The organism is Clostridium sp. MB05 (assembly GCF_046581255.1).
GTDB lineage: Bacteria > Bacillota > Clostridia > Clostridiales > Clostridiaceae > Clostridium.
The window spans coordinates 3,840,881-3,866,857 of the sequence record NZ_CP174370.1 but is presented as its reverse complement, the minus strand read 5'-3'; the positions used below and the strand labels follow the sequence as shown (position 1 = coordinate 3,866,857).

General features: G+C 29.3%; 21 protein-coding genes, 6 tRNA genes and 2 riboswitches. Of the genes, 23 read left to right on the top strand and 4 right to left on the bottom strand.

Annotation, left to right across the window (positions count from 1 at the left end):
* The first annotated feature begins 2 nt into the window (after positions 1-2).
* The 5 genes from murA (at position 3) to ACH36K_RS18155 (ending at position 5,205) form a co-directional block, all read left to right on the top strand.
* The gene (murA, locus tag ACH36K_RS18175; RefSeq protein WP_411168983.1) at positions 3-1,262 is read left to right on the top strand and encodes a UDP-N-acetylglucosamine 1-carboxyvinyltransferase; all 1,260 of its coding nucleotides are present in this window, start codon (positions 3-5) and stop codon (positions 1,260-1,262) included.
* Between the two features lie 373 nt (positions 1,263-1,635).
* Positions 1,636-2,682 (top strand): stage II sporulation protein D, encoded by a 1,047-nt coding sequence (spoIID, locus tag ACH36K_RS18170; RefSeq protein ID WP_411168982.1) that lies wholly within the window; start codon positions 1,636-1,638, stop codon positions 2,680-2,682.
* 271 nt (positions 2,683-2,953) lie between these two features.
* Complete coding sequence (locus ACH36K_RS18165; RefSeq protein ID WP_411168981.1) at positions 2,954-3,685, top strand: peptidoglycan DD-metalloendopeptidase family protein; 732 nt, start codon at positions 2,954-2,956, stop codon at positions 3,683-3,685.
* A 95-nt stretch (positions 3,686-3,780) separates the two neighbouring features.
* Positions 3,781-4,032, top strand: coding sequence for a sporulation transcriptional regulator SpoIIID (gene spoIIID / locus ACH36K_RS18160; RefSeq protein ID WP_195262752.1), 252 nt, complete (start codon positions 3,781-3,783; stop codon positions 4,030-4,032).
* A gap of 138 nt (positions 4,033-4,170) precedes the next feature.
* Positions 4,171-5,205 (top strand): rod shape-determining protein, encoded by a 1,035-nt coding sequence (locus ACH36K_RS18155; RefSeq protein WP_411168980.1) that lies wholly within the window; start codon positions 4,171-4,173, stop codon positions 5,203-5,205.
* 60 nt (positions 5,206-5,265) lie between these two features.
* On the opposite strand, the gene yyaC is transcribed toward ACH36K_RS18155, so the two are convergent.
* Positions 5,266-5,787: a spore protease YyaC gene (yyaC, locus tag ACH36K_RS18150; RefSeq protein WP_411168979.1), complete on the bottom strand. Its 522-nt coding sequence runs from the start codon at positions 5,785-5,787 to the stop codon at positions 5,266-5,268.
* A 109-nt stretch (positions 5,788-5,896) separates the two neighbouring features.
* On the opposite strand from yyaC, the gene ACH36K_RS18145 reads away from it, so the two are divergent.
* The 8 genes from ACH36K_RS18145 (at position 5,897) to metK (ending at position 8,723) form a co-directional block, all read left to right on the top strand.
* Positions 5,897-6,331: a hypothetical protein gene (locus ACH36K_RS18145; RefSeq protein WP_411168978.1), complete on the top strand. Its 435-nt coding sequence runs from the start codon at positions 5,897-5,899 to the stop codon at positions 6,329-6,331.
* A gap of 299 nt (positions 6,332-6,630) precedes the next feature.
* A tRNA-Tyr gene (locus ACH36K_RS18140) sits at positions 6,631-6,715 on the top strand.
* Between the two features lie 25 nt (positions 6,716-6,740).
* A tRNA-Thr gene (locus ACH36K_RS18135) sits at positions 6,741-6,815 on the top strand.
* Between the two features lie 6 nt (positions 6,816-6,821).
* A tRNA-Tyr gene (locus ACH36K_RS18130) sits at positions 6,822-6,906 on the top strand.
* A gap of 22 nt (positions 6,907-6,928) precedes the next feature.
* Positions 6,929-7,004, top strand: a tRNA-Val gene (locus tag ACH36K_RS18125).
* Positions 7,005-7,021: 17 nt separating this feature from the next.
* Positions 7,022-7,096 (top strand) — tRNA-Thr (locus tag ACH36K_RS18120).
* A gap of 5 nt (positions 7,097-7,101) precedes the next feature.
* Positions 7,102-7,186, top strand: a tRNA-Tyr gene (locus ACH36K_RS18115).
* A gap of 150 nt (positions 7,187-7,336) precedes the next feature.
* Positions 7,337-7,445: riboswitch (SAM riboswitch) on the top strand.
* Positions 7,446-7,547: 102 nt separating this feature from the next.
* Complete coding sequence (metK, locus tag ACH36K_RS18110; protein ID WP_411168977.1) at positions 7,548-8,723, top strand: methionine adenosyltransferase; 1,176 nt, start codon at positions 7,548-7,550, stop codon at positions 8,721-8,723.
* Positions 8,724-8,762: 39 nt separating this feature from the next.
* On the opposite strand, the gene nagA is transcribed toward metK, so the two are convergent.
* A complete protein-coding gene (gene nagA / locus ACH36K_RS18105; RefSeq protein WP_411168976.1) occupies positions 8,763-9,893 on the bottom strand; it encodes an N-acetylglucosamine-6-phosphate deacetylase in 1,131 nt (376 codons plus the stop codon).
* Positions 9,894-10,015: 122 nt separating this feature from the next.
* On the opposite strand from nagA, the gene ACH36K_RS18100 reads away from it, so the two are divergent.
* From ACH36K_RS18100 to prfB, 6 genes are all read left to right on the top strand, one after another.
* Positions 10,016-12,244: an ATP-dependent RecD-like DNA helicase gene (locus ACH36K_RS18100; protein WP_411168975.1), complete on the top strand. Its 2,229-nt coding sequence runs from the start codon at positions 10,016-10,018 to the stop codon at positions 12,242-12,244.
* 14 nt (positions 12,245-12,258) lie between these two features.
* The gene (locus ACH36K_RS18095) at positions 12,259-13,284 is read left to right on the top strand and encodes a hypothetical protein (RefSeq protein ID WP_411168974.1); all 1,026 of its coding nucleotides are present in this window, start codon (positions 12,259-12,261) and stop codon (positions 13,282-13,284) included.
* Positions 13,257-13,901, top strand: a complete 645-nt coding sequence (locus tag ACH36K_RS18090) for a ComF family protein (RefSeq protein ID WP_411168973.1) — start codon at positions 13,257-13,259, stop codon at positions 13,899-13,901. The genes ACH36K_RS18095 and ACH36K_RS18090 overlap by 28 nt, the downstream gene beginning before the upstream one ends.
* Positions 13,902-14,343: 442 nt before the next feature.
* On the top strand, positions 14,344-14,880 hold the full coding sequence (hpf, locus tag ACH36K_RS18085) for a ribosome hibernation-promoting factor, HPF/YfiA family (protein ID WP_411168972.1): 537 nt from the start codon (positions 14,344-14,346) through the stop codon (positions 14,878-14,880).
* A 178-nt stretch (positions 14,881-15,058) separates the two neighbouring features.
* Positions 15,059-17,572, top strand: coding sequence for a preprotein translocase subunit SecA (gene secA / locus ACH36K_RS18080; protein WP_411168971.1), 2,514 nt, complete (start codon positions 15,059-15,061; stop codon positions 17,570-17,572).
* A 72-nt stretch (positions 17,573-17,644) separates the two neighbouring features.
* A protein-coding gene (prfB, locus tag ACH36K_RS18075) for a peptide chain release factor 2 (protein WP_411168970.1) occupies positions 17,645-18,746 on the top strand; the annotation gives its coding sequence in 2 pieces (ribosomal slippage) (positions 17,645-17,719 and positions 17,721-18,746; 1,101 coding nt in all).
* 29 nt (positions 18,747-18,775) lie between these two features.
* Here the strand turns inward: prfB and ACH36K_RS18070 are convergent.
* Together ACH36K_RS18070 and ACH36K_RS18065 are read right to left on the bottom strand one after the other, a co-directional pair.
* The gene (locus ACH36K_RS18070) at positions 18,776-20,131 is read right to left on the bottom strand and encodes a M28 family metallopeptidase (protein ID WP_411168969.1); all 1,356 of its coding nucleotides are present in this window, start codon (positions 20,129-20,131) and stop codon (positions 18,776-18,778) included.
* 85 nt (positions 20,132-20,216) lie between these two features.
* Positions 20,217-20,558: a hypothetical protein gene (locus ACH36K_RS18065; protein WP_411168968.1), complete on the bottom strand. Its 342-nt coding sequence runs from the start codon at positions 20,556-20,558 to the stop codon at positions 20,217-20,219.
* Positions 20,559-20,766: 208 nt separating this feature from the next.
* Here ACH36K_RS18065 and ACH36K_RS18060 point away from each other — a divergent pair, with 208 nt between their 5' ends.
* From ACH36K_RS18060 to ACH36K_RS18045, 4 genes are all read left to right on the top strand, one after another.
* A complete protein-coding gene (locus ACH36K_RS18060) occupies positions 20,767-22,941 on the top strand; it encodes a Tex family protein (RefSeq protein WP_411168967.1) in 2,175 nt (724 codons plus the stop codon).
* Positions 22,942-22,991: 50 nt separating this feature from the next.
* A riboswitch (FMN riboswitch) is annotated at positions 22,992-23,109 on the top strand.
* Between the two features lie 213 nt (positions 23,110-23,322).
* Positions 23,323-23,925 (top strand): ECF transporter S component, encoded by a 603-nt coding sequence (locus tag ACH36K_RS18055; RefSeq protein ID WP_411168966.1) that lies wholly within the window; start codon positions 23,323-23,325, stop codon positions 23,923-23,925.
* A gap of 204 nt (positions 23,926-24,129) precedes the next feature.
* A complete protein-coding gene (locus ACH36K_RS18050; RefSeq protein ID WP_411168965.1) occupies positions 24,130-24,543 on the top strand; it encodes a MarR family winged helix-turn-helix transcriptional regulator in 414 nt (137 codons plus the stop codon).
* A gap of 42 nt (positions 24,544-24,585) precedes the next feature.
* On the top strand, positions 24,586-25,962 hold the full coding sequence (locus ACH36K_RS18045) for an MATE family efflux transporter (RefSeq protein WP_411168964.1): 1,377 nt from the start codon (positions 24,586-24,588) through the stop codon (positions 25,960-25,962).
* Positions 25,963-25,977 lie beyond the last annotated feature (15 nt).

Below are 25,977 nucleotides of genomic sequence, written 5' to 3'. Positions count from 1 at the left end.
ATATGGAAAAAATTGTGGTTGAAGGTGGTAATAAACTAAGAGGTGAAGTGAATATTAGTTTAGCTAAAAATTCTGTTTTACCAATAATAGTTGCAGGTATTTTAAGTCCAAATGATATTATTATCAATAATGCACCTATGTTAGAAGATGTAGTAGTTTTAACAGATTTGTTATTAGGAATGAACTGTGATATAGAAAATGACTCAAAAGGTAATTTAAAGATAAATACTTCTAATATTAAAGCAATTGATATGAATACTGAGTTAATAAGAAAAATGAGGGCATCTTTTCTAATTATGGGACCAATGCTATCGAGATTTGGAAGATGCAAAATTTCCATGCCTGGAGGGTGCAATATAGGTAGTAGGCCTATAGATCTACATTTAAAAGGATTTAAGCTTTTAGGAGCAGAGATTGAAATAGGACATGGTTTTGTAGAAGCAAAGGCTAAAAAACTTAAAGGAAATAGAATATATTTAGATTTTCCATCTGTAGGGGCAACTGAAAATTTGTTAATGGCGTCTGTTTTGGCTGAAGGCACAACAATTATAGAAAATGCTGCAGAAGAACCAGAAATATGGGACTTAGCTAATTTTTTAAATTCAATGGGAGCTAAAGTTCAAGGAGCAGGAATGGGGAAAATAACAGTAGAAGGCGTAGATTCTTTGACTGGGATAAGCTATAAACCTATATATGACAGAGTTGAAGCAGGAACCTTTATGGTTGCAGCAGCTATAACAAATAGTAAGATAATCATAAATGGAGCTAATGAAGACCATTTAAGACCTACAATAGAGAAATTAAAAGAGTGTGGAGTAAAGTTTGAGAGTATAAAAGAAAATGTTATGTTAGTTGATGGAACAGATAAAAAGAGACCTGTTGATATAAAGACATTACCGTATCCTGGTTTTCCAACTGATATGCAAGCTCAAATGATGACATTATTGTCGGTAACAAAAGGATCAAGTATTATAACAGAAACGATATTTGAAAATAGATTTATGCATGTTGCAGAATTAGTAAGAATGGGAGCAAATATAAAAATTGATGGAAGAACAGCAATTATAGAAGGAGTAGATTCTTTAACAGGATGTGATGTTAAAGCTACTGATTTGAGAGCTGGAGCAGCTATGATACTAGCTGGGTTAGTGGCTCAAGGAAATACAGAAATTAGTGATATATATCATATAGATAGAGGTTATGTGAATATAGAAGAAAAATTTAGAGGCTTGGGAGTTAATGTATATAGAGTTGATAAATAGATATATTATAAATAATTATAGCTATATTAGCCTAATTAAAGAACTTAGATTTATTCTAAGTTCTTTAATTTTATACTTTAATATATAGGAAAGCATAAAGATTTGAAATTTTGAAAATATCAATATATAAGGCTTTTAGGAATTAGATCTAGAAAAGTAGATTTGTTTTATACTTTTCTTACCTTCAGTTTGGAAGTGGACATATGTAGGTTTGTGTTGATTTGGAGCGGAGCGACGGAATAAGTAAACTTATATATGTTCACTTTTTTTATTATAATGATTTAAATAACTCAACATAAAGAATAAAAAATAAAGTATAATTAGGAAATTTTAACATATATTAAATTGTATTAGTTAAAGGGAGGCGATGTTTTTGAAAAATAAAATAAGTTCAATGAGAGATTTAGTAGAACTTGGACTTTTCAGTACTTTAGTTTTAATATTTATGATTGTAATTCCAATGATTGTAATCAAATCTTCTTCAGTAAGTGCATTAGAGGAAATTTCTCAAAATGGTATAGAAGATAATGTTGGTTCAAACGAAAATAAGTTTATAACTTTATCTGGAAATGATGTTATAAAAGTTTATATAACTAATGAAGACAAGATAGTAGATATACCTTTAGAAGAGTACGTAAAGAGCGTAGTTTCAGGAGAAATGCCAGCAAGCTTTGAAATAGAAGCTTTGAAAGCACAAGCTATAGCAGCAAGAACTTATGTATCTGCAAAAATAACTAGACCCTGTAATAATGCTAAAGGTGGCGATGTTTGTGATACTACACATTGTCAAGTGTATATAAGTAAAGAAATTAGGTTAGAAAAATGGGAGAATAGTAGTAGTGAGAACTGGTCAAAAATTTCAGAGGCTGTTGATGCTACAAAGGGACTGGTTTTAGCATATAATAGTGAATTAGTTCAATACCCACAATTTTTCTCTACAAGTTCAGGAAAAACAGAAAATGCTGTGGATGTATTCTCGAGCGATGTTCCTTATTTAGTTTCTACTGAAAGTAAAGGGGAAGAAATAGCTCCTAAATACACAGATGAATCCAAATTTAACATAGATGATTTTGTAAATAAAATAAATTCCAAATACGCAGATGCAAATATTAGTAAGGATAATTTACAAGGTAATATAGAGATTTTATCTAGAAGTGATGCTGGTGGGGTAAAAGAAATAAGATTTGGTAAAGCAAAAGTAAAGGGAACAGATTTCAGGTTATCTTTTGGCCTAAACTCAACAAATTTTGATTTTAAAATAAGTGGAAATGAAGTAATATTCAATTGCAGGGGCTATGGACATGGAGTTGGTATGAGCCAATGGGGAGCAAATGTTATGGCTAAGGATGGTAAAAAATATGATGAAATTTTAAAACATTATTATACAGGTATTGATTTAAAGGAAGTAAAATTTAATTAAGAATCATAAGTATGTTTAAGTAAGTAGTAAAAAGTAATGGAAATTTAATTAAAAGTTTTAATTTTTAAAAGACAATATACATGTTTATTTTAAATAGGCATATATATTGTCTTTTTATATTTTACATATTTAAAGTGAATACAACAACTAGTTAGATGATAGTTTAGATGAGGTTTTTTGTTATTAAATGTAGAAATTTGATGTAAATAAATCAATTTGCATTTGTATTAATTTATGATAACGGGCAAGAATACAAAAAGGAGGTGTTGATATGGACCAAAATAAGAAAGACAAGGTAAAAGACTTTTTCAGAAAGGAGGGCTTTTATTTAGTACTATTCCTTTGTTTGTGTGTAATTGCAACTGTTGCAGTAGTTACAACGAAAAGAAATAAAGCTTTAGAACAAAGTAATAAAGCAGAAAATGAATTCACTTTAAATATTGATGATAAATCTACTTCAGAAGTTCAAAAGCAAAATGCTGACAGGGTTGAAAATAATCAAAACAATGAATTAGCACAAGAACAAGAGGTAGCATCTACAGAACAAGATGTTAATGTTTCTGCTGGAACGAATGTAGAGGTTAAATTTAAAAAACCTTTAGAAGGATCAATTGCAAGAGAATATTCTTATCCAAAGCCACAAGCTATGAGTGATGGAAGCAGTAGGAATATTAGAGGAATAGATATAAAAGCTAGTGTTGGAACTGAAGTTAAATCTGCTGCAGTGGGAGAAGTGAAAGAAGTTTCAAGCAAAGTTGAAGAAGGAAGCTATGTAGTTATTGCTCATGCTAATGGATTATATACAAAGTATTGTAATTTATCCAAAGACATAAGAGTAAATGTTGGAGATAAAGTAACAGAAGAAACTGTTATAGGAACTGTTGGAAACAGCTCAAAAATATTTACCAATGATGAATTCGGTGAACATTTGAATATACAAGTTCAAGATGTAAATGGAAAAGATTTAAATCCAACAACATATTTTACATTTAATCAAGAATAATAAATAATTCATCAGTCATTTGGTTTAAATGACTGATGAATAAATTAGATACTAATGGTCACATATTAATAGTTTATCCAAAGGGAGGTAATATTTTGAAGGATTATATAGAAGAAAGAGTTTTAGAGGTTGCTAAATATATAATAGATTCTAAAGATACAATTAGGAAGACAGCTAAGGTATTTGGAGTTAGTAAAAGCACTATTCATAAAGATATGACAGAAAGATTACCAAAGATAAATCCAGCTATAGCAGAACAAACTCACTCTATATTAGAGTTAAATAAAGCAGAAAGACATATTAGGGGCGGAAAAGCCACTAAAATGAAATATAAAACAGCAGAGTAAGTAAATGATTACGAATTTAAGTACAAACATATTGAAGGATTACCATATTCCATATATAATAATAAATATGCTAATAATGCAAAATAAGAGAAATTTTGAAAGATTTTATAGTGCGAAAAGAGTAGGAGTGAACAAGGAATGTGGTTTTGGAGAAGTGGGAGCGATCTAGGAATAGATTTAGGAACAGCAACAGTTTTAGTTTATGCAAAAGGTAAGGGGATAATATTAAAGGAACCATCAGTTGTTGCAATAAATAAAAATAATAATAAAATACTTGCTGTTGGAGAAGAAGCAAGGAAGATGATTGGAAGAACTCCAGGTAATATAGTTGCAGTAAGGCCATTAAGAGATGGTGTTATATCAGATTATGACATAACTGAAAAAATGTTAAAAGAATTTATTAGAAAAGCATATGGAAAAAGTAAAATTACAGCTCCTAAAGTAATGGTATGTGTTCCATCACAAGCAACGGAGGTGGAAAAAAGAGCAGTTATTGATGCTGCCAGAAATTCTGGAGCAAAGAAAGTACATTTAATAGAAGAACCTTTGGCTGCTGCAATTGGTGCAGGATTAGATATAACTAAACCTAGTGGCTCTATGGTAGTAGATATTGGTGGTGGAACTACTGATATAGCTGTAATATCCTTAGGGGGAGTTGTAGTAAGATCATCAATAAAAGTAGCTGGAGATTCATTTGACGATGCTATAATAAAGTATGTACGAAATAAGTACAAGATAATGATAGGTGAGAAAACGGCAGAAGAGTTAAAGGTAAATATAGGATCAGCATTTAATGGATCAAGAAACTTAACTGCTATGATGAAAGGTAGAAATTTAATTACTGGATTACCAGATGAGGTTTCTATTACATCAGAGGAAATAATTTATGCACTAAAAGAATCAGTATCGTTAATTGTCGATAATGTTAAATTTGTATTAGAAAAAACACCACCTGAACTTGCTGCTGATATAATAGAAAAAGGCATTTTAATGACTGGTGGAGGATCTTTATTAGATGGATTAGATAAGCTAATAGAGCATGAAACAGGAGTCAATGTCGATGTTGCTAATAACTCTGTAGAAGCAGTAGCAGAGGGTACAGGCAAGGTTTTAGGATATCTAGATAAAATAGAATCTAGTCTATCAGACAAGGAAATAACTTTGATAGAGTAGTAGAATATTATACATAGTATATATAATTGATTGTAAAAGGGAGTATTTTATTGCTCCCTTTTATTTATTAACAATCTTATATGCTTCAATAATTGAAGAAGAAATCACTTTAGCCATTTCCATAACTAAATTTAGACGAATGCTTCTAGATGTGAAAATTTCTGCATTTTCACTTGAATCTATTATTCCTATTATTGAGGCAATTCCAACATCAGGTAAATTTTTACCAACACCTTTTCCAGGATGTATTGGATAATCTCTGGTATGTATTTCACCAATTGAGCTATATTCACCTAAGCAAGCATCTATACCTATAGTTAAGGATTTAGGATGCAATTTATTAATTTCATTCAATCTTTTATTTATATTTAAAGCATGTATTGGAGATTCTATTGTTCCGTACACTGGGAGAGGGAAGGCTTTTTCTGTTAGAAATGTGCCAACCATTGGACCTAAGCAATCACCAATACATTTATCTGTTCCTATACAAACTATTATAGTATTTTCCGTAATATAATTTTTAATAGAATTTGCTATTTCAATATGAGAATTATAAGAGTTATATAATACTTTACGCTTCACTAAAATTCACCCCCGCCATAAAAGTATATGTTTGATAAAGATTAATTATAATAAAATGTATAAAAATCATAAAAGAGGAAATTAATCAAATAAAAGGAGATGAAATAGAATGAAGAGATTACTATTTTCTACCATTACCATAATAATTAGTATAGTTATCCCAATATATTTTTTATTAGTGTGGGAGCCATTAAAAAGTGAAGAAGTTATTAGTGAAAATGTAGTAAAATACAATAAAGAAGAAGAGTTTATTAGTGAGGAAAAAAATAAATCTACAATTATTATAAATCAAGTAGATTCCTCTAATAATTTGTTTGGACATTTAGATAAAGCTAGAAAAGAAAAAATAAATGTATTAATTAGAAATTTAGCTATAGTAGATATAATAAAAGTTAATGACTATTTTTCGTATAGAGAAAATACAGTTAACATTACAAAAGGTATGTCTTTAGTAAAGCAAAGAATGTCAAATAAAGAATATGAAGAGTTTAAGGATATTATAAGTGATTATATTGATTTAGATATTATAGAAAAAGAAGTATAAGAAATTATTATTTAAAAAATTATTTTACTTATAGCAATATATATTTATTAAAAATTATTACAAGTTGAAGGGATGTTTATTTAATATCTAATATAGAATAATTATGACAGAAAAATTGTTAATAAAAAAGATATTAGTATTAATTAGAAGAAAATAAAAGAAAAACAGAATAAATTAAATATAGTTTCTTTAAATGAGTGAAAATTGTACTTGAAATTAAGATATAATAAATATATACTAATCATTGTCGGTTGAGAAGATACAAAGTTTACTTAACTGAAATTAAATAAATTTTAAACGGGGGAGTTCCCGAGTGGCCAAAGGGGGCAGACTGTAAATCTGTTACGTTTCGTTTCGATGGTTCGAATCCGTCCTCCCCCACCATTTGAAATTTATTAATTTATAATATGCTGGCATGGCTCAACGGTAGAGCAGCTGACTTGTAATCAGCAGGTTGTAGGTTCGATTCCTATTGCCAGCTCCATAAAATGGGGGAGTTCCCGAGTGGCCAAAGGGGGCAGACTGTAAATCTGTTACGTTTCGTTTCGATGGTTCGAATCCGTCCTCCCCCACCATTTTATAAAATTTTATTCTTATGGAAGCATAGCTCAGCTGGGAGAGCATCTGCCTTACAAGCAGAGGGTCACAGGTTCGATCCCTGTTGTTTCCACCATTTTAAAAATTAAATATGCTGGCATGGCTCAACGGTAGAGCAGCTGACTTGTAATCAGCAGGTTGTAGGTTCGATTCCTATTGCCAGCTCCAAATGTGGGGGAGTTCCCGAGTGGCCAAAGGGGGCAGACTGTAAATCTGTTACGTTTCGTTTCGATGGTTCGAATCCGTCCTCCCCCACCACAAAAGGCAAGTTTACTTGTCTTTTTTTATATTTTTAAATAATTTAATATTTTATCAGTTAAAGAATCTAAATATGTAATTATTTTAGGTTCTGTAGTTGACTATTAATATTAAAGATGATATAATCTGAAAAGTAAAATTTGATATTAGTTCTTATCCAGAGAGGCGGAGGGAAAAGGGCCCGATGAAACCCGGCAACCTACTTCAGTAATTTTGAGTGTGGTGCCAATTCCTGCAAAGTAATTTTGCAAGATAAGAAAGATTATGACTTTTAACATCTCTTCTTATCGAAGAGATTTTTTTATTTTATAAATTAAATTAATTAGAATTAATATCAAATAAAATGAAAGGAGAAATGAAAATGAGAAGATTATTTACATCAGAATCAGTTACAGAAGGGCATCCAGATAAGATCTGCGACCAAATTTCAGATGCTGTATTAGATAGTATTTTAGCTAAAGATCCTATGGCAAGAGTTGCTTGTGAAACAGCTGTTACAACAGGAATGGTATTGGTTATGGGAGAAATATCAACTAATTGTTATGTTGATATTCCAAAGTTAGTTAGAGAAACTGTAAAAGAAATAGGCTATGATAGAGCTAAATACGGTTTTGACTGTGAAACATGTTCAGTACTAACATCAATAGATGAACAATCAGGTGACATTGCTATGGGTGTTGATGAAGCATTAGAATCTAGAGCAGGGCAAAAAGATGATGTTGAAGCAGTTGGAGCAGGAGACCAAGGAATGATGTTTGGTTTTGCAACAAATGAAACAGAAGAGTATATGCCATTACCAATAGCTATGGCTCATAGATTATCAAGAAGATTATCAGAAGTAAGAAAGAACGGAACTTTACCATACTTAAGACCAGATGGAAAGACTCAAGTTACAGTTGAATATGATGATAATAAAGTTATAAGAATAGATGGAATAGTAATATCAACTCAACATAGTGAAGATGTATCTCAAGAACAAATAAGAGAAGATTTAATGGAGCATGTAATTAAAGCTGTAGTTCCAGCAGAATTATTAGACGATAGCACAAAGTATTACATAAATCCAACTGGAAGATTCGTTGTTGGAGGACCACAAGGAGATAGCGGATTAACTGGAAGAAAGATAATAGTTGATACTTATGGTGGATATGGAAGACACGGTGGTGGTGCTTTCTCAGGGAAAGATCCAACTAAAGTTGATAGATCAGCAGCATATGCGGCTAGATGGGTTGCTAAGAATTTAGTAGCAGCTGGAGTAGCTGATAAATTAGAAATTCAATTAGCATATGCAATTGGTGTTGCTAAGCCAGTTTCTATAGAGGTAGAAACATTTGGAACTGGAAAGAAATCAGAAGAAGAAATAATTTCAATAGTTGAAAAAGTATTTGATTTAAGACCAGGAGCTATAATAAGAGATTTAGAATTAAGAAGACCAATCTACAAGCAAACAGCTGCATATGGTCACTTTGGAAGAAATGATTTAAACTTACCTTGGGAAGATTTAAATAAAGTAGAAGAAATAAAGAAGTATCTTTAAAATAAAAAATGCTCCAATTTTGAATTGGAGCATTTTTATTTATACTAATACTTTACCAGCAACTATAACATTTTTTACATTTATGTCTTCATCAAATAAAACCAAATCTGCATCGAAGCCTTCTTTTATAAGACCTTTTCTATCTTCAACTTTACAATGTCTAGCAGCATTAAAAGTTGCCATTTTTACAGCTTCGTTTAATGAAAGACCAACATTTTTATATACATTTTTAATAGCTTTATCTAGAGTTAATATTGAACCAGCTAAGCTTCCACTTAAAAGTCTTGCAGCTCCATCTTTAACAACAACCTCTTGACCTCCTAATGCATACATACCATCAGGCATCGCACATGCCATCATTGCATCAGTAACTAATAAAACTTTATCAGTTGTCTTTTGATTGTAAGCTATTCTAAGTGATGGATATGATATATGGATACCATCAGAAATTGTTTCTGTAGTTACTTCGCTATCAAATATAGCACCTACAACTCCAGGTTCTCTATGAGCAAATGGTGTCATTGCATTAAATAAGTGAGTTGAGTGGCAGCAACCACATTTAATTCCTTCCATAGCTTCATCGTAAGTAGCTTTAGTATGACCTATAGAGCAAACTATTCCTTTTTTTGATAACTCTTTTATTAATTCCTTAGCGCCAGGAACTTCAGGAGCAATTGTAATTGATACAACAGCATCTTCAGCATCTCCTACCATAGCATTAAAGTTTTCTATTGTTGGAGGAATCAAAAAGTTAGGGTTTTGAGCTCCAATAGCTTTTGGGCTTATGAAAGGTCCTTCAAGATGAGCACCTAAAACGATAGCACCATCAGTACCATTTTCTTTAGCTTCTTTTATAATTTCCATTGATTTTCTTATATCATCTATTGCTACAGTCATTGTAGTTGGAGTAAATGAAGTAGTTCCATGTTTAACTATAGTTTTAGAAATCTCATTAATTGCTTCAAATGTGCCATCCATCGTATCATGACCACCAGCACCATGGATATGAACATCTATAAAGCCTGGAGATAAATATAATCCTTCTGCATCAATTATTTCATTATCATTCGTATTCTTTGGGTTTATTTCTTTGATCTTTCCATTTTCAATTAAAACAGATCCCTTTTCTATCTTATCAAGATATATTATGTTGCAATTTTTTATTATCATGTAAGCACCTCCATATTGCTAATATTGTATAATATTAAGAATTTAAAATTTTTAAATTATGATATAATTATATAATAAAATTGTAAATATTAAAATATCATTGAAAGATTTGGAGAGATAGCATGGAATTTCTAAATGGAATAGTAGAATCTATTGTATTCAAAAGTGATGATACAGGTTATGTAGTATCAAAAATAAGATCAGATAAAGAGTGCATAAGTGCAGTTGGGATAGTTCCTTTTTTAAAAGAAGGGCAATATGTTAAATTAAAAGGACAATGGGTATTACATAAACAATTTGGGCGTCAATTTAATATAGAAGAATATGAAGAAATACTACCAGATTCTGTGGAGGGGATTGAGAAATATTTAAGTACTGGAATAATTCACGGAATAGGGCCTATAACAGCGAAAAAAATTGTCAAAAAGTTTAAAGAGAAAACATTAGATATATTAGATAACAATATAGAAAGATTACAAGAAGTTGAGGGTATTGGAGAAAAGAAGTTTAAGATAATATATGAATCATATATAGAACAAAAAGATTTAAAAGATATAATTATATATTTTCAAGGGCATGGTATGACTACAAATCAGTGTATAAAAATATATAAGAAATTTGGAGTAGATGCTAAGTCTATAATTTTAGAAAATCCTTACATACTTTCAGATGAAATATCAGGGATAGGGTTTATAACTGCAGATAGGATAGCAAAAAGCCTTGGTATAGAAACAATATCACCATTTAGAATACAAAGTGGCATAAGATATATATTAAATCAATTTTCAGCAGCTGGAAATACATATATGCCAAAAGAAAATTTAATAAATGAAGTATCAAAGATTTTAGTAGTTCCATCAGAGCTAGTAGAAGAAAGTTTGTATAATTTAGCTTTAGAAACAAAGATAAAAATTGAAAAGATAAATGATATAGAAGCAATATTTTCGCTACCATATTATTATTGTGAGCTTGGAGTAACAAATAAAATAATAACATTAAGCATAGAAAATTTTAGGACTATAAATTCAGACATTGAATTTGAAATTGAAGCTTTTGAAAGAAAAAATAATATAAAATTTGCTTCTTCACAAAGAGAAGCAATAATTGGAGCGTTTGAAAATGGAATAGAAATAATAACAGGGGGACCAGGAACAGGTAAAACTACGATAATAAAATCTATAATAGAAATATATGAGAATAGTGGAATGAAGGTTTTATTAGGAGCCCCAACAGGAAGAGCGGCTAAGAGAATGACTGAATCTACTGGAAGAGAAGCAAAAACAATACATAGATTGCTAGAAATGGGAGTAAGTGAAGAGGAAAATTCTTATTATGGAAAAGGAGAATCAGAACCATTAGAGGCAGATGTAATTATAATAGATGAGGCATCTATGATAGATATAATGCTTATGCATAGTTTGCTTAAAGCTATAAAGCTTGGAACAAGATTAATAATAGTTGGAGATGTAGACCAACTTCCTTCTGTTGGTGCTGGAAATGTATTAAAAGATTTAATAGAAAGTAATTTTATAAAGGTAGTAAGACTTAGAGATATATTTAGACAAGGAGAAGAAAGTCTAATTGTGACAAATGCCCATAAAATAAATAATGGAGAAATGCCATACATAAATAGAAGAGATGGAGATTTTTTCTTTGAAAATAAGGAAGACCTTGATGAAATATTACTTACAATAATTGATTTAATAAATAGAAGATTACCTAATTTTAATAAATCCTGGGATAAATATAGAGATATTCAAATACTAACACCTACAAGAAAAGGGATACTAGGAGTACAAAATTTAAATAATAAACTTCAAGAAATCTTAAATCCTAAATCTAGTAATAAAAGGGAAAAGGAATTAAAAGATGTTATTTTTAGAGAAGGTGATAAAGTGATGCAAACTAAAAATAATTACTCTTTAAAATGGATTAGAATCAATGGAGAAGGAGATAATGAAGGTGTAGGGGTATTTAATGGTGATATGGGGTTTATAAAAAGTATAAACGAAGAAGAAAAAACAATGACAATAATATTTGATGATGAAAGAAAAGTAGTTTATGACTATATTTATCTAGATGAATTGGAGTTAGCTTATTCCATAACAATACATAAAAGTCAAGGAAGTGAGTTTAAAGTAATAATTACACCTGCTTTTATGGGATCTCCATTTTTAATGAATAAAAATTTATTATATACAGCTATAACTAGAGCAAAGGAATTAGTAGTTGTGGTTGGAATCCCTAAGGCTTTAAAATATATGGTTTCTAATACAAAAAGTATGGAAAGATATTCTTCACTTAGAGATAGAATTGTAGATATTACAAGTAAAGATATTTTTATTGAATAATGAGGAGAGGTTAAATGTTAGATAAAAGGTTAATAAGCCTTAAAGAATTGAATGATTGTAAATCTAAGATAAATAAATGGTATAACAAGCAATCAAAAATATTAACTATTATAACTAATCCATACAATACTGCATTAGTGTATTTAGATCTAATAAGTTCATTATTAAAAGAGAATAAAAGAATATTGTATGTATGGGGTGAAACAGATGTAAATAAAGAAATAATAGAAGGTTTAAAAGAGAATGAATTAAAGTTTAAATATTCTTATATAAATGAAAAAGAAGGAAAAGAAAATTTAATTTTTACAAACTTTAAAAATATTAATAAAATAAATGATTATTATGATTTATGTATAATTGATGATATAAGTAAATTTTCTACAACTTCAAAAGAAGAGATTAGAGAGTACATGGAATACTTATACCTATATAGCAATAGAATTTTAATATTATCTGTAGAAAAAATAGTTAGTATGGGAAGAAGTATATTTTTATCAGACTTAACAAGAAATAAACCTTTTGTAGAGCCTAGGATAATAACTACTAGAGTAAAATTAGATGAAGATATGCCGTACACGCTATATGACTATTTAATGTGGTTTAAAAATAACAATAGAAAAGTTATAATTTTTATTCCATCGGAGGAAAAAATAAGTAAACTATATAATTACTATACAGAGGATTTAAAGATTGAAGATGTAAAAATAATCAAATTTTTAAAAAATGATAACCTAAAAAAAATAGATTTGCTTTACAAATCAAAAAACAGAAGCATATTTGTAATTACAAACAATATAAGAAGTTATGTTAAAGATACAAATGATATAGATATAGTAGTACTATTTTCAGACGATATATTTTATAGTTACAAAAAGATAATATATTTTTGTGCTGAGGTAGGAAAGAACATTAGTAATGATAGTAGAATAGGGGAAGTTCTTTTGGTGTCTAAAGAAATATCAGAAGACATGGACAAGGCTAAGGAAATAACAAGGGGTTATAACAAAGAGATATGGGAAAAAGGTTTATTAAATTATTAAAAGTATTTATTAATGAAGTATTAGATATACTATATCCACCTAAGAATAAATGTATAAGTTGCGATAATGAGTATATTGGTTTGTGTAAGACTTGTCAAAAGAGAATAATGAGAGTAAAAGAAAGTTCTAAAGTTTTATCATATGGATACTATAGTGGAGTAATGAAAAATTTAGTATTAGAATTTAAATATAGGAAAAACTTTTTGGCAGGAAATATATTAGCAAATTATTTATATGAATTAATAAAAGAAAATAATATTAAAGCTGATGGGATTTTTTTTATTCCAAGCAGTAAAAAGTCACTAAAAGAGAGAGGATTTAATCAGTGTGAATTTATAGCTAAAATATTAGGGGATAGACTAGATGTACCAGTTTATAAAGATATAATAAAAATAAAGAATATAAAAGAACAAAAAACATTGTCTAAAGAAGAAAGATGGAAAAATATAAGTGGAGCTTTTGAGGTTGTAAGCAATATTAATATAAAAAATAAAAAGGTAATTTTAATAGATGATGTGGTAACAACTGGGGCAACATTATTAGAATGTGAAAAATTATTTATAAAAAATGGAGCTTGTTCTATAAAAATGTTGACAGTTGCCAAAAGTTATATATAATAATTAATGTAAAGCTAGGTCTGTGGATGAAAGTCGATGCTAGTCGCAGGCGAAACGATCCACGTAAGTTGGAAAAAATTTCTAATGAGCATGGTGCGGTATAGAAGTAAGTCCTACCAAGAAAATTGAGAGAGTTAGTAGTGAGAGGTTAATTCCGAGTAGCAAAAGCTCCAGTAGGCGAGTGTGGGGGCAAAAGCCAGGTCAGCTAGTTTTAAAAAATATCCATTAGTTTTAAAAACTAATGGATATTTTTTTAGCAAAATTTATAAAATATAGAGAAAATAGAAGTTATGTTGAGTAAAATAAAGCGAATTTTCTGTCAATTAGCCTTGAACACTCTTGCTTAAAAAGATTTCAAGGTGGTATAATATATATATAAAACAAATAAAAATTTTAAATCTACTGAGTAAGATTTAATCTTACAGAGAGGGGATGAACTTATATGAAAGTTTCAGTAATAGCAAAAAATACTACAGCAACACCAGCATTAAAGGATATGGTGGAAAAAAAGCTTTCAAAGGTGAAAAGATACTTTGATCCAGAAGTAGAGGCAAAAACTACTTTATCAGTACAAAAAAATAAACAAAAGGTAGAAATTACAATACCATTTAATGGAGTAATATTAAGAGCAGAAGAATCAACTGAAGATATGTATAAATCAATAGACTTAGTAGTTACAAAATTAGAAAGACAAATTAGAAAGCAAAGAACAAAGTTATCTAGAAGAAATCATGAGTCATTAAGATTCCCGCAGTTAGATGAGGCTACTTTAAGTGATGAAGTGGTAGAAACCAATGGGGAGGTTGTTAAGGTTAAAAAGTTTGGAGTTAAGCCTATGTCAGTAGAAGAAGCTGTACTTCAAATGGAATTAATAGGACATAACTTCTTTGTATATCAAGATTCAGATGAAAATAAAATATGCGTTGTATATAAGAGAAAAGATGGAGATTATGGTTTATTAGAGCCAGAATACATTTAATTAATAAAAGGAAGTGCATTGCGCTTCCTTTTTAGTTATAATATTATTAAAAAGGAAGTTATTCCTTGAATTAATTGTTATTAAAATGGTATAATTTATAAATGAAATTTAATAATTAGAATCTTTAGGTACGATAAAACTAATCAAATAAAATAAAACGATTGGAAGGAAAATAAGTATGGGATTTTTGGAAAAAGTATTTGGTTCATATAGTGAAAGAGAAGTAAAAAAGTTACAAAAAGTAGCAGATAAAATAGAAGAACTAGATGAAAGTATGCAAAAGTTATCAGATGAGGATCTTAAAGCTAAAACTGATGAATTTAAAAAAAGAATACAAAATGGAGAAACTTTAGATGACATCTTACCAGAAGCCTTTGCAGTTTGTAGAGAGGCTGCATGGAGAGTTCTAGGAATGAAGCATTATAGAGTTCAACTTATAGGTGGTATGGTTCTTCACCAAGGAAGAATTGCAGAAATGAAAACTGGTGAAGGTAAGACTTTAGTTGCAACATTACCACTATATTTAAATGCTTTAACAGGAGAAGGAGTTCATTTAATAACAGTTAATGATTACTTAGCAACAAGAGACGTAGAATGGATGGGTAGGCTATATAATTTCTTAGGTTTAAGCACTGGCTGTATAGTTCATGGTTTAACATCTGAACAAAGAAGAGCAGCTTATGGAGCAGATATAACTTATGGAACTAATAACGAGTTTGGTTTTGATTACTTAAGAGATAATATGGTGATTTATAAAGAGGAAAAAGTACAAAGAAAGTTAAACTTTGCAGTTGTTGACGAAGTTGACTCAATACTTATTGATGAAGCTAGAACTCCACTTATAATTTCAGGAGCTGGAGAAAAATCAACTAAGTTTTATAATGTTGCAGATAACTTTGTAAAGCAATTATTAGCAGAAAAGGACTATACAATAGATGAAAAAGCTAATTCTGTAATGCTAACTGATTCTGGAGTAGAAAAAGCAGAAAAAGCATTTGGAATAGATAACTATGCAGATGCAGAGCATTTAGAGTTACAACATTATATAACTCAAGCATTAAAAGCAAATTATGGAATGAAGATAGATAAGGACTATATGGTAAAGGATGGTCAAGTAATAATAGTTGACGAGTTTACAGGTAGACTTATGGAAGGTAGAAGATACTCAGATGGACTTCATCAAGCTATAGAAGCTAAAGAAGGAGTTAAAATAGAAAGAGAATCAAAAACTCTTGCTACAATAACATTCCAAAATTACTTCAGAATGTATAAAAAGTTATCAGGTATGACAGGTACAGCATTAACAGAAGAAAATGAATTTAGAGAAATCTATGCACTAGATGTTATAGTTGTTCCTACAAATAGAGCTATTGCAAGAGCAGATAGAAGTGACTTAATATATAAAAATATAAAAGGTAAGTATAATGCTATTATAGAGGATATAATAGAAGCTAATAAAAAGGGTCAACCAGTTTTAGTAGGTACAGTAAGTATAGAAAGGTCAGAATATTTATCATCTCTCTTAAAAAAGAGAGGGGTTAACCATAAAGTACTTAATGCTAAGTATCATGAGCAAGAAGCTGAGATAATTTCTCATGCTGGAGAATTAGGTAGTGTTACTATAGCTACAAATATGGCAGGTAGAGGTACAGATATTAAGCTTGGAGAAGGCGTAAAAGAATCTGGTGGATTAAAGATAATTGGTACAGAAAGACACGAATCAAGAAGAATAGATAATCAGTTAAGAGGTAGATCTGGTCGTCAAGGAGATCCAGGGGAATCTGTATTCTATATATCATTAGAAGATGACTTAATGAGAATATTTGGCTCTGAAAAGATTCAAGGTTTAATGGATAAATTAGGTTTAGAAGATGATGAAGCCATTGACCATAAAATGGTGAGTAAGGCTCTAGAAAATGCTCAAAAGAAGGTTGAAGGTAATAACTTTGATATAAGAAAGAATCTTATAGGGTATGATGATGTTATGAACATGCAAAGAGAAGTTATTTACAAGCAAAGATCTGAAGTTCTAGAAGGTAAGGACTTAAGGGAACAAATTAACGGAATGGTAAATGAAATAGTTTCTGATGCTGTTAAGGCTCACTTAGATGGTGTAAATGAAAATTATGAAGAGGAAATAGGAAAACTAATTCAATACCTAGAAGATATATGTTTACCTCATGGTACAGTTAAAAGTGAAGATTTAATAGATTTATCTAATGATGAAATAATTACTAAATTAATAGATATATTAATGAAAGTTTATCTTGAAAAAGAATTAGAATTTGGTGAAGAGCAATTTAGAGAAGTTGAGAGAGTAATACTTCTTAGAGTAGTAGATCAAAAGTGGATGGATCATATAGATAATATGGATCATTTAAAACAAGGAATTGGATTAAGAGCATATAAGCAACTAGATCCAATACAAGCATACCAAATGGAAGGTAGTGCTATGTTCGAAGAAATGATAAATGGAATAAAGTTAGATACAATTAAGTTCCTATTCCATATTCAAGTTCAAAAGCCTGTTGAAAGAGAAAGAGTAGCAGAAGAAACTTCAGCAAGTCATGGCGAGGGTGGTTCAGAAACAAAGAAACAACCAGTTAGAAATGAACCTAAGGTAGGTAGAAATGATCAATGTACATGTGGAAGTGGTAAGAAGTATAAAAATTGTTGTGGAAGAGAAGTTTAAAAAAGTGCCTACATGGCACTTTTTTAAAACTTTAATATATTAATAATAAATAAAAAAAGATAGGGTGATTATATGATAATTAAGTTAGAAGCAGAATTACTAAAACTTAATGATATAAAAAAAGTTACAAAAGAAATGGGGGCTTCTCTTTGACAAGGAAGCACTTGAAAAGCAAGTAAAAGAGTTAGAACTTCAAATGCAAGAAAGTGGATTTTGGGAAGATATAAAAAGAGCTGAAGGAGTTACAAAGGAAAGTAAGAGAATTAAGGATAAAATAGACAGATACGAGTCATTAGTTTCTAGAATTGATGATGTTGAAGTATTATCAGAATTAGTTGATGATGAGGATCAAGAATCTATTGATGAAGTAATAAAGGAAATTAGATTAATAGAAAAAGATGTAGAAGAATATAGAGTAGAATTACTTTTATCCGGGGAATATGATAGAAATGATGCTATATTGAATTTACATGCTGGAGTTGGCGGTACAGATGCAAATGATTGGACTGAAATGCTTCTTAGAATGTATACAAGATGGTGTGAGAAAAAAGGATTTAAAGTTGAAACCATTGATTATCTAGAAGGTGATGAAGCTGGAGTAAAAAGTGTAACATTAAAAGTTAAGGGTGAATTTGCTTATGGCTATTTAAAAGCAGAAAAGGGAATACATCGATTAGTAAGAATATCTCCTTTTAATGCTAATGGTAAAAGGCAAACTTCTTTTGCGTCAATTGAAGTTCTACCAGAGCTAACAAAAGATCAAGATATAGAAATAAAATCAGATGACTTAAAAATAGATACATATAGGGCAAGTGGAGCTGGTGGTCAACATGTTAATAAGACAGAATCTGCAATAAGAATAACTCATATACCAACTGGAATAGTTGTTCAATGTCAAAGTGAGAGAAGCCAATTTTCAAACAAGGATACAGCAATGTCGATGTTAAAGTCTAAGCTTATAGAATTAAAAGAAAGAGCACATAAAGAAAAGATAGAAGACTTAACAGGAGAGTTAAAGGATATGGGATGGGGAAGCCAAATAAGGTCATATGTATTCCATCCATATAATTTAGTTAAAGATCATAGAACAAATGAAGAAACAGCAAATTTAAATGCAGTTATGAACGGAGAAATAGATAACTTTATTACAGCTTATTTAAAAAATAGCAATTAAAAGGATTTAGCAAAGCTAAATCCTTTTAATTATCCTAATTTTCTCTTTTTTATATGATTTATAAAAGGTGCAGAAACTAAGAAGCCGAATAGAATAGCAAATATAAATAAAGAAGCTTTACTATGAAAAAATACAGTAAACGGACTATAACAGTAGGCATTTATTTTATCTTCTATAACATTATAAGCACTATCTATAGCATCAGTACTTATATGTTCAACGGTGTCATTAGGGGTATGAATTTTAGACATATCGCTATGACAAAAGCTTAGAGCATCTATACCTAAATTATTAAAGCTTGCATGATCACTTGAATCCTCATATATAACATTTGTAGATACATTATTTTTCTTAGAAATCTTTTCAATAGACTTTAAAAGCTCTGATTCATTATCTTTAAATGAGGCTCCAAGCATTAAAGTAAGAGGATAGTCTTTACTACCAATCATATCAAAATTTACTACTTGAGCTCCTTTTAATTTATCAATATTGCTTTCAGCAAAACTTTTAGAGCCTAGCAGTCCAAATTCTTCTGCATTCAAAGCTGCAAAAATAATATCTCTCTTAGGAGTTCCATAATTAGATAATGTTTTTTGAAGTTCTAATAAAAATGCAGTGCCTGATGCATTATCTAAAGCCCCATAATAGGTATTCTTAAGTCCATCTTGGCCTAAGTGATCGTAATGAGCAGTTAAAACAAGTGGAGGAAGATTCTTAGAAGATCCTTTTAAAACTCCAACTATATTTACTAAGTCTTTTTCACATGTTGAAAATGGTAAATTAACAGATACAGTCAATCCTTCTCTTATAGAGTCTAATATTTTATTATAGGTATTAGTAGTTATTAAAACCATCATGTCATACGGGAAATTATTTATAAATGAACTTCTAAATGAAAATTCATTATTAGGAGCAACATAAAATAAACAATTACCGTCTTTTGTTATTACTTCTATAGAGTTTGTATAAATATTTACCTTATCCTCTTTAGAAAAACTTAAATTATGAATTCTAAAGTTAATCATATCTTCTTTATAATCAACACCATATTTTAAGGATTCTATAACTTTATCCTCTGAAGAAACTTTAAGATAAGGAGAGCTATTATTATTTATTGGACATGTTGTTTTAAAGTTTTCTTTAAAACTTTCATTAAGTGGAACTAATTTATTATCTTCAAAGTTTTTTCTTATTATTTCTCCCACAAGTAAATTTCCATTACTACCTGCTAGTCTACCGCCGTAAGTTTCTGAAGATAATATAGCAATATTTTCCTTTACGTTATCAGCATTAAATGGCGAATATGTAACGTTAAAAAATATAGAAGTACATAAAAGTACTAGACTGGTAATTAGTGATATTGAATAAAATATTTTCTTTTTCATAAAATATACCTCAAATAATAGTTATATTTAATACTATTACGTGAGGTATAAAATTATGAAAATAAATAAAAATAAGGAGATATATTTAAGCTTTTTTATAAATGAGCTCTATAAATCCATAAATTAAAGAAGACAGAATACAAATATAAATTAGAATGTTTATTTGATTTGTAACAATTGAAAAAACACCACCAACTATTGATGAAAATAATATTATACAATTTATAAATTTGGACAATCCTGATTTATTAATTATTATTTCTTTAGTTGATGATATAAGAATTAATATTAAGGTTAAGAAATATAAAACATATCTTAAAGTATTAGAAAATTCAATTATGTAATATTCATTTAGAATTATAAAAACTATGAAGAATATAAGTAAAATATTTATTATCTTATTAATTAAAATTATAAACTTATTCATATACATCACCCATCTGTAAAAATTTTACAATTATAATTATAAACCTTATTTTACATAATATCAATATTGTAATTGTATTTAATATTTAATATTTTATATATGTGTGCACAAAAAATGAATTATATGTTACATAAATGTGCAATATTGTATTATAATATCATTATGTAAATTTTGGAGAAAAATTTCTAATATATTTTAGGAGGACTTTATGGTTGATATTGTTGAAAGATTATCATCTGAATTAGGAATAAGTATGACTCAGGTAAATAACGTAATAACTTTACTTGATGATGGTAATACAGTTCCGTTTATTTCAAGATATAGAAAAGAGCAAACAGGTGCTTTAAGTGATGAAGTATTAAGAAAATTTCAAGAAAGACTTACATATCTTAGAAACTTAAAGGATAGAAAAGAAGATGTGTTAAGACTTATAGAGGAACAAGGGAAATTAAATGATGATATATTAAAAGCTTTAAAAAGCGCTAAGACATTGACAGAGGTAGAGGATATATATAGACCTTATAAACAAAAAAAGAGAACAAGGGCTACTATGGCATTAGAAAGAGGGTTAAAACCACTTGCTGATATAATATCTGGTGGTGAATTTAAGGGAGATGTTAATAGTGAGGCAGTTAAGTTTATAAACGAAGAAAAAGATGTTAGTAGCATAGAAGATGCAATTAATGGTGCTTTGGATATAATAGCAGAAGAAATATCAGATGAAGCAAAATATAGAAAATGGATAAGAGAATTAGTATTCAAAGAGGGAAAGATACAATCAACAGGAGAAAGTGATGAACATACACCTTTTGAAATGTATTATGAATATGGTGAAGAAATATCTAAAATACCACCACATAGAATTTTAGCTATAAATAGAGGAGAGAATGAGAAAATATTGTCTGTTAAGATAGCTGTAAATGAAGATAAAATAATAAATTATTTAGAGAAAGAAATATTAAAAAACATTACAGCTACTGATGAATATTTAAAAATAGCAATAAGAGATTCATTAAAAAGACTAATATATCCGTCTATTGAAAGAGAAGTTAGAAATGAACTTACTAACAGAGGTGAAGAAGGAGCTATAAAAATATTTAAGGAAAACCTAAAAGCATTATTAATGCAACCACCTATTAAAGGAAAAGCTGTTATGGGGTATGACCCAGGGTTTAGAACAGGTTGTAAAATAGCTATACTAGATAGTACTGGAAGATTTTTAGATAAGTCTACAGTATATCCGACAGCACCACAAAATAAAGTTAAAGAAACTAAGAAAATATTAAAAGAATTAATAAACCAATATAATGTTGAAGTTATTTCATTAGGTAATGGAACTGCTTCAAGAGAATCAGAAGAAGTAATATCTGAAATAATATCTGAAGTAAAAAAAGAAGCAGGAAAAGAAATAGCATATGTTATAGTATCAGAGGCAGGAGCATCAGTTTATTCAGCTTCAGAACTTGCTACAAAGGAATACCCAGATTTAGATGTTACGGTTAGAGGAGCTATTTCTATAGGAAGAAGATTACAAGATCCTATGGCAGAATTAGTTAAGATAGATCCAAAGGCTTTAGGTGTTGGACAATATCAACATGATGTTACTCCTAAAAAGCTTGATGAATCTTTAAAAGGTGTTGTTGAAGATTCCGTTAATAAAGTTGGAGTAGATTTAAATACTGCAACACCATCATTACTTACTTATGTTGCAGGAGTAAATTCAAGTATCGCAAATAATATAGTAAGTTACAGAGATGAAGTTGGTGCATTTAAAAGTAGAAAAGAATTATTGAAGGTTAAAAGGCTTGGACAAAAAGCTTATGAGCAATGTGCAGGTTTCTTAAGGGTTATGGAAAGTAAAGAATCTTTAGATAATACATCAGTACATCCAGAGTCTTACGATGCTGCAAGAAATTTAATACAATTACTGGGATATACTAAAGATGATTTAAAAGAAAATAATCTTAAAGATATAGATGAAAGAGTAAAGGATAAAGGGCTTTTAAATATTTCTAAAGAACTAGAAATTGGGGAACTTACTCTTTCTGATATAATAAAAGAGCTTAAAAAGCCAGGCCGTGATCCAAGAGAAGAAATGCCAAAGCCTATTTTAAAGACAGGAGTAATTGATTTAAAAGATTTAGCAGAAGGTATGATACTTATGGGAACAGTAAGAAATGTATCAGACTTTGGAGCTTTTGTTGATATTGGAGTTCACCAAGATGGTTTAGTTCATAAAAGCCAAATGGCAGATAGATTTGTAAAGCATCCGTTAGATATTGTAAAGGTTGGAGATATAGTAAAAGTTAAAATATTGGAAGTAGATAGTAAAAGAAACAGAATTTCCCTATCAATGAAAGGAATAAAAGAAGAAGATTGTTAAAAATCTGCTTGCAAAAATGTATAATTAAACATATAATAATAGTATAAATAAATTATCTTCAGGGCGGGGCGTAATTCCCCACCGGCGGTATAGCCCGCGAGCTAAATTTTAGCATGATTCGGTGAAACTCCGAGGCCGACAGTATAGTCTGGATGAAAGAAGGTAAGTGGTTAGATATTGCTTGATATTTATTTTAAGCACATCTTATTTCTTATGGATTTTATGCCCTGATATATTTTATATATCAGGGATTTTTTTATTAACATGAATCTAAATAAGATAAGATGGTAAAATTAATAAAGAAAATTGTTAAAATAATATCATTTTATTGAAGTGATCTAACCTATTGCCCCAGAGGATAGACTTTTGGGAGGAGAAAAAATGAACAATCAACAAAACAAAAACCTAAACAAATTTATTAAAATTTCACTTTTAGGTGCAATAGCAGTAGTGCTTATGTACTTCGATTTTCCAATACCGTTTTTACCATTTCCATGGCTTAAGATTGACTTAAGCGATATTCCAGCACTTATGGGAGCATTTGCATTTGGACCAATGGCAGGTATTGTTGTAGAATTGATAAAGAACTTATTGATTTTAATAGTTAAGGGAACAGCAACAGGTTTTGTAGGAGAAACAGCTAACTTTATAGTAGGTATTTCTCTAGTAGCTCCAGCGGCATGGGTTTATCACAGAAATAAAAGCAAGAAAACAGCTTTACTTGGAATGATTTTAGGAATAATATCAATAGAAATTGTAGGAATATTGGCAAATGTATATTTCTTATTACCGGCATTCGGAATGCAAATGGCAAAAGAAGAGTTAATAAGATATGTTACTTTAGGATTACTGCCGTTCAATGGTATAAAATCAATATTAGTATGTGGAATAACTTATGTTTTATACAAAAGGGTTTCAGTAGCAATTTTTAATGTAGATTCAAATTTTGACAATTGTAAAAAGAGAAAGTTAAATTCAATATAGCAATAGGGCTAACTGTTAATTTGTTTAATAGTTAGCCTTATTTATATTTATTATGTTTTTTAGATGTTTATTTTAATACACCGTATTGTATAAATAAAAATATCTTTATTAAATTGGAAATATAAAATAGTTGCATATACAACTAAATATGATATAATCTAAAATGGTTGTATATGCAACTATTTTGAAAGGTAGGTAAACATAGTGGGAAACTTGAAATGTGAAAATATAGCTAGATATATTTCTCAAATACAAAGGAAAGCAAATATATTTTTCTTAAAGGAATTATCCCATTTAGGAATTGGATATGGGCAATTTCTTTTTTTAATGGAACTATATAAAGAAGATGGCGTAAGACAAGAGGATTTATCCGAAAAACTTAATATAGATAAAGGCACAACTGCAAGAGCTATAAAAAAGTTAGAATGTGAGTCATTTATATATAGAAATGAAGATAAAAATGACAAAAGAGCTTATAGAGTTTTCTTAACAGAAAAAGGAATTGAATTAAAGGATGATATATATATAGTAGGTATAAAGTGGGAAAATAATCTCACTAAAAATCTAACATTAGAAGAAAAAAATATTATGTTAAACTTACTGAAAAAATGTATATAGATAAAATGTATATAGACAAAATGTTAAAAAAGAGGTGATTTAATGGGAACTCAACAATTACTTGCAAATGAATCAATAGGTAAATTATTATTGAAGTATTCTGTACCTGCAATAATAGGTATGATTGTAAATGCTTTATATAATGTTGTTGATAGAATATTTATTGGAAATATACCAGAGGTAGGTTCACTAGCTATTACGGGAGTTGGCGTAACTATGCCTATTACAACTATAATTCTTGGGTTTGCAATGCTTATTGGTATTGGTGCTACTACATCCATATCAATAAAACTTGGGCAAGGCAAAAAAGAGGAAGCATCTAAGGTAATTGGAAATGCAATAACTTTATCAGTAATTATTTCAGTTATATTAACTATTATAGGATTAGTTTTTGGCGATGTAATACTAAGTAAATTTGGAGCAAGCAGTGAAACTTTATATTATGCGAAATCATATATAAACATAATTTTACTAGGAACAATATTTAACTTAATAGCATTTACTATTAATAATACAATAAGAGGTGATGGAAATCCTAAATTATCAGCAATTATCATGGTAATTGGGTGTATAACAAATATAGTTTTAGATGCAGTGTTTATTTTTATATTTAATTTAGGCATACAAGGTGCAGCAATAGCAACTGTTATATCTCAGTTTTTAACTGCAGCTATAGGAATTGGCTATTATGTCAGTGGAAGATCTAACTTAAAATTTGTTAGATCAAGCTTAAGGCTAGATAAAGAAATAACTATTAAAATATTATCAATAGGGGCAGCTCCTTTTTCTATGCAAATAGCAGCAAGCTTAGTTCAAGTTATATCTAATAATGTTTTAAAGACATATGGAACTGATTTAGCAATAGGAGCAATGGCTACTATATCATCAGTAGCATTAATGTGTTTAATGCCTATATTTGGTATAAATCAAGGAGCACAACCTATAATTGGATTTAATTATGGAGCAAAACAAGAGGAGAGAGCTAAGAAGGCTTTTAAGCTTTCAGCTTTAGTAGCTACAATAATATTAACATTTGCATTTATAATAGTTCAAACATTCCCAGAAGCCATAATAGGAATATTTAATAAAGATCCTAAGTTTATGGAAATATCAGTTAAAGGGATGAGAATATACTTGCTTATGCTTCCTATAATAGGAATATCAATAACAGGATCAAATTATATTCAATCTATAGGAGAAGCAAAAACAGCAATGTTTTTAAGTTTACTTAGACAAGTAATTTTATTGATTCCATTTATATTAATCTTACCAAGAATTTTTGGATTAGGACTAAATGGAGTTTGGATTGCACAACCAGTTAGTGATGTTTTATCAACTATAATAACTGCATTAATATTAGTAAAAAGTATGAGAACAAAAGAAGAAAAAGAAGAGCCATTAATAAAAAAGGCTAATTAATAGAAAAAAGGTATA

Coding starts and splice junctions, on each gene's coding strand:
- murA (WP_411168983.1), top strand. CDS start 3: ATGGAAAAAATTGTGGTTGAAGGTGGTAATAAACTAAGAGGTGAAGTG.
- ACH36K_RS18165 (WP_411168981.1), top strand. CDS start 2,954: ATGGACCAAAATAAGAAAGACAAGGTAAAAGACTTTTTCAGAAAGGAG.
- ACH36K_RS18155 (WP_411168980.1), top strand. CDS start 4,171: ATGTGGTTTTGGAGAAGTGGGAGCGATCTAGGAATAGATTTAGGAACA.
- ACH36K_RS18145 (WP_411168978.1), top strand. CDS start 5,897: ATGAAGAGATTACTATTTTCTACCATTACCATAATAATTAGTATAGTT.
- metK (WP_411168977.1), top strand. CDS start 7,548: ATGAGAAGATTATTTACATCAGAATCAGTTACAGAAGGGCATCCAGAT.
- nagA (WP_411168976.1), bottom strand. CDS start 9,893: ATGATAATAAAAAATTGCAACATAATATATCTTGATAAGATAGAAAAG.
- ACH36K_RS18100 (WP_411168975.1), top strand. CDS start 10,016: ATGGAATTTCTAAATGGAATAGTAGAATCTATTGTATTCAAAAGTGAT.
- ACH36K_RS18095 (WP_411168974.1), top strand. CDS start 12,259: ATGTTAGATAAAAGGTTAATAAGCCTTAAAGAATTGAATGATTGTAAA.
- ACH36K_RS18090 (WP_411168973.1), top strand. CDS start 13,257: ATGGGAAAAAGGTTTATTAAATTATTAAAAGTATTTATTAATGAAGTA.
- hpf (WP_411168972.1), top strand. CDS start 14,344: ATGAAAGTTTCAGTAATAGCAAAAAATACTACAGCAACACCAGCATTA.
- secA (WP_411168971.1), top strand. CDS start 15,059: ATGGGATTTTTGGAAAAAGTATTTGGTTCATATAGTGAAAGAGAAGTA.
- ACH36K_RS18070 (WP_411168969.1), bottom strand. CDS start 20,131: ATGAAAAAGAAAATATTTTATTCAATATCACTAATTACCAGTCTAGTA.
- ACH36K_RS18065 (WP_411168968.1), bottom strand. CDS start 20,558: ATGAATAAGTTTATAATTTTAATTAATAAGATAATAAATATTTTACTT.
- ACH36K_RS18060 (WP_411168967.1), top strand. CDS start 20,767: ATGGTTGATATTGTTGAAAGATTATCATCTGAATTAGGAATAAGTATG.
- ACH36K_RS18055 (WP_411168966.1), top strand. CDS start 23,323: ATGAACAATCAACAAAACAAAAACCTAAACAAATTTATTAAAATTTCA.
- ACH36K_RS18045 (WP_411168964.1), top strand. CDS start 24,586: ATGGGAACTCAACAATTACTTGCAAATGAATCAATAGGTAAATTATTA.